The following is a 4,363-nucleotide window of genomic DNA, read 5'->3' as shown; positions in this document are numbered from 1 at the left end:
CTGCGTCACGGACGCCAGTTTGTCCGACGTGGTACCGAGCGACTCTTCGTTGTCGGCCACAAAGTTTTGGACGTCGCCGACCACGTCGTTGAGGTTACGAACCGCGTTTCCGACCTCGTTGGGGTCGTCGGCGAGGAGGTTCGTCACCGCGGCCAGATTCTGGTTGAGATGTTGCAGCAAATCGCCGCTGTCATGCAGTGCGGAAACGAGGATCGACAGGTTTTTCAGCGTGCTGAACAGGTCGCCACTGTGATCGCCCAAAGCGGAAATCGCTTGCGAGAGCTTGATGATCGTGTCTCGGATACCTGGGCCCTGGCCGCGCAAGTTGTCGGCCGCGGTGTCGACGAATGCGCCCAGTGTGCTGATTCCGCCCGGTTTGGTGGGTTGCAGTACCTGCGTTAGCTTCTCGAGCTGCTGGCGGAAATCGTCCCACTCCACGGGGACCACGGTGCGTTCCTGAGGGATCACCGCGCCGGACCGCAACGCCGGCCCAGCCGTGTAAGCCGGCGTCAATTGGATGGATCGAGGTGTCACCAGCGACGGCGACAGGACCACAGCTTTCGCGCCAGCAGGCACGTGGTATTTGTCGTTGTACCAGAAGGTGATCTTGACCCGGTCGGGTTCTGGTTCGATCTTTTCCACCTTTCCGACAGGCACGCCGAGAATGACGACGTCGTCCCCGTTGTAAATACCGGTGCTGTTGGCGAAGTAGCCGACGACATTGACGCGGCCGATGCCAGTCTCCATGCCCACGACCGCGACGATGCCTCCGATCAGGACGAGCACCAGTCCGATGGCCACGCCCGTTTTGGCGTTGAGAAACTTCACCGTCCACCGCCTTCGGTTGGCGGCGGCGGCCCGATGGGCCCCGGCCCGCTCAATACGGGCGATTGAGCGGGCGGCAATTGTCCGGGTGCCGGCTGCTCGACACCCGACGGCGGGGTCATGGATTTTCCTTGGCCGGGACCTGGCAATGCGGGTGGACCTGGTGGCGGACCACCGGGTGGCGGCGCAGGCGGTGGCTCTCGGTAGGGGTAGCAGCCGGGCCCGGGCAACGCCACGCCGGGCACACCGCACTGGTGATCGCTCGGGTTCCCGGTGATCGCATCGGGAATAGTCATCCGCGGTGGCCCGCCCTGGCCGGTGCGCGGGTACGGCGCCGGCAACGGCGGTGTTCCCGGCTGGCCGACCTGCGGGTCAGTGCGCTCCGTCGGCAATTGGACGTTCGGATCAATCCCGAGGTCGGAGAAGGCCGCGTCGATGAACGGCTGCAGCCACTGCCCAGGCACCAAGTTAGGGATATAGGCCTTGAAGAACGGCCCCGAACTCACCGATTCGCCCAGTCCCAAGGCGTACCTGTTGAGGCCCACGAGTGCCTTCTGCACGCGTTCTTTGCGGTTGTCGACAATCGTCAACACACCGTTGAGCCTGTCCAGCGTCGGCTTCAACGTGTCGCGGTTCTCGGCGATGAAGCCCTTCAGTTGCTGGGCCAGCGCGGAGAGGTTGCTGGCGATCTGGTCCAGCGCGGCACTTTGACTCCTGAGTTGAACCAAGAGCGAGTTGGTGTTGGTGACGAGGTTGACGATCTCGTCGCTACGGTCAGACAGCACCTTGGTTGCCTTGTCGGCGTTACTCAACAGGTTTCGCAACTCCGTATCGCGCGCGTCCAGTGTCTGCGAAAATCGCGCCAACCCCTGCACTGCAACTTTCAAGTCGGGCGGGGTGTTGGAGAACGTGTCGGCCAGTACGGCAAGCGACTTCGACAGTCGATTGGTGTCCAGCCCGCTGATGGTCGTCGTGAGGTCACCCAGCGCGTCGGGCAGTTGGTAGGCCGGTATCGTCCGGTCGAGCGGTATCGGAGCGCTCAGCTTCCCGTCACCCCGCGGGGTCACCTCGAGGATCTTGGTACCCAGCAGGGTCTTCAGCTTGATTGCCGCCTCGGTGCGGTCGCCGAGGTGGATGTTGTTGGCCACGTCGAACTTGACGAGCACCCGGGCTCCGTCCAATTCGACGCTGGAGACCTGCCCGACCCGGAAACCCGAGACTTGCACGATGTTGCCGGACATCAGCCCGCCCGCCTCAGCGAAATACGCGGAGTAGGTGGTGCCCTTGCTGAAGAACGGCAACTTGTCGTAGTTCACCGACAGAAACATCAGCGCGAGGATCACGCCGACGCCGATGAGGCCGATGCGAAGCGGGCTGCGTTCCGAGAAGGGTTTCATCGGGGCGTGCACCTCCCCGTGGGCTGGTCGGCCAGCTTGACATATATGGGCTGGCCACCCTTGCCGTTGACCTTCAACACGATTTCGCAGAAATAGAAGCTGAAGAAGTCGCCGTACATGCCCTGCCTGTTGAGTATCTGAAGGGCGTCGGGCCAAGTGTTGAGAAAGTTGTCGAGATAGTCGTGATCGGCCAACACGTTGACGGCCGTTCGATCTACCTCGTGCACCACTTTCTTCAGCGGCGGGCGCGCCTGCGCCAGCAGGCTCGTGATGGAACCCGCAGCCGCGTTGGCGTAAGCCACACCGTCGCTGATGTCTTGCTTGCGGGCGTTCAAACCGTCCACGAGTTCGGCGAGCGAGTCGACTGCCTTTCCGAGCTGGGTGCTCTGGCCGCCGAGCGAACCGAGCACCGAATTCAGGTTCACGATGACCTGACCGATCAGTTGGTCCCGATCGGCCAGGGTGTTGGTCAGGGCCGCGGCCTGGCTGAGAAACGAGCCGATCGTGGCGCCCTGACCCTGAAAGGCCGCGATCAATTGACCGGTCAGCTTGTTCACCTGTTCGGGATCCAGAGCGCGAAACAGCGGCCGAAAGCCACCGATCAGCGCGTCCAAGTCCAGCGCGGGCTCGGTCCTACTCAGCGGGATGGTGTCACCGGGATGAAGTCTCTTGACTGCCCCGGCGCCCTCCTCCAGTGCCACATAACGGCCGCCTATGAGGTCGGCGAAGCGAATGGCGGCCCTGGTGCCCTCGGTGAGCACGACGTTGTCGGCGGCGGTGAACTTTACGAGCACCGTCGAATCGGGCTGGATAGCAATGCTCTTGACCTTGCCGACCTCGACTCCGGCAATGCGGACGAAGTTGCCGCCCTCCAGTCCCGACACGTTCGCGAATTGGGCCGTGTAGGTCTTCTCCGACTGGAAACGCAACTGGGCGAAGACGGCGATCAGCCCGAAGGCACCCACCACGCAGACGAACGCGTAGACGGCGAGGCGCCACAGCGCACCTCGCAGATTCTCTCGCATCTCTGCCTTTCTCTAGGACTTCAGGCCGTCATGGTGCTGGGGCATACGGCGCCGGCGGCCTTGGCACGCACTGCCCGGTGACGATTCCGCAAGTTGCTGGCGGGCCGTCGGGCACTGCCGGCGCGAACGGTTCGGACCCGGCCGGCGGTGGTCCGCCTTCTCGTGGCCGACCCGGCGGAGGCGCTGGTGGCAGGCCGGGATACAGCGGCGTTCCGTCCGGGGCGTATTGCTGCGCACCGTAGGGCGCCTGGCTCTGGTATCCATCCGTACCGGGGACCGGACCGGGCGCCGGACCTCCCGGGTGACGGATGCTGGGCGGTCGCGGTGTTCCGCGGGTGACGGGGAAATAGTCGACGTAGCCCGGGAAGCCGATACCGGGGTTCGGCCGCACGTCCAGTCCGGTGCCCCACCCTGAGTGGGTGACCAGGTAGCGCTGCGGGAAGTTCTTGGACACGTCTGGCAACGAGCCGCAGCCCGGTTGGCCGCCGGGACCACCCTTGATGTCGTTGATCGGCAGGTTTTCGGGGAATCGGTAGGTGTCGTCGCCCAGCAGCAACCCAGCGTCCAGGATCACCGAAAAGCCGTTGTGGCCGCCGGCAACATCCAGGAACCCGAAATCGACGACGTTCTTCCCGCCGACCAGCAGACAGGTGAGTTCGGGGTTGTATTTCATCAACAAGCGGGTGGTGGGCTCGAGCAGATTGATGCCGTGCACCAGCTTGTCTTTGTTGGGGCCGAGCAGGTTGACGCCGCTGTGGGAAAGCCCGGTGACGTCGAGCAACAGCGAGTCAAGCTGCTTGGCGTTACTGCTGATTGTGGTGCTGGTGGTGCTGAGGGCGTCGAGAACCGTCACGATGTCGTGCGCGGCCCCGCCGTAGGTATCGCTGAAGCCTTTCAGTGCACGGAAATCGGCCCGAATGGTTTCACTGCGGGGATTGACCGCCATCAGAACCTGGTTGAGGTCGGTGGTCAGTTCGCCGATGGCCTCCCCTTTGCCGCGGAACCCGTCAGCCAACGCCGTGAGGATCGCGTTCAATTTGGCGACATCGACCTTGTTGAGCACACCGACCAGGTTCTGGAACACCGTGTAGACCTCGGTGGTCACGTTGCGTGACG

4 protein-coding genes are annotated in these 4,363 nt (G+C 63.5%); all 4 read right to left on the bottom strand.

All coding sequences use genetic code 11. From position 1 onward, the window contains the following. Positions 1-828, bottom strand: an 828-nt coding sequence (locus VN856_RS10365; RefSeq protein ID WP_325688633.1) for an MCE family protein, incomplete at its 3' end; no start/stop codon positions are given. Beyond that, positions 825-2,222 carry an MCE family protein gene (locus VN856_RS10360; RefSeq protein ID WP_325688630.1) on the bottom strand — a complete coding sequence of 466 codons (1,398 nt, stop codon included), beginning with the start codon at positions 2,220-2,222 and terminating at the stop codon, positions 825-827. The genes VN856_RS10365 and VN856_RS10360, both read right to left, overlap by 4 nt. Next, complete coding sequence (locus VN856_RS10355) at positions 2,219-3,247, bottom strand: MCE family protein (RefSeq protein ID WP_325688628.1); 1,029 nt, start codon at positions 3,245-3,247, stop codon at positions 2,219-2,221. Before VN856_RS10355 ends, VN856_RS10360 begins: the two co-directional genes overlap by 4 nt. Before the next feature lie 28 nt (positions 3,248-3,275). Beyond that, positions 3,276-4,363: MCE family protein (locus VN856_RS10350; protein WP_325688626.1), on the bottom strand; the 1,088-nt coding region annotated here is incomplete at its 5' end.

It is taken from the genome of Mycobacterium sp. (genome assembly GCF_035603715.1).
Lineage (GTDB): Bacteria > Actinomycetota > Actinomycetes > Mycobacteriales > Mycobacteriaceae > Mycobacterium.
This window is presented reverse-complemented; position numbering and strand designations above follow the sequence as displayed.

Coding starts and splice junctions, on each gene's coding strand:
- VN856_RS10360 (WP_325688630.1), bottom strand. CDS start 2,222: ATGAAACCCTTCTCGGAACGCAGCCCGCTTCGCATCGGCCTCATCGGC.
- VN856_RS10355 (WP_325688628.1), bottom strand. CDS start 3,247: ATGCGAGAGAATCTGCGAGGTGCGCTGTGGCGCCTCGCCGTCTACGCG.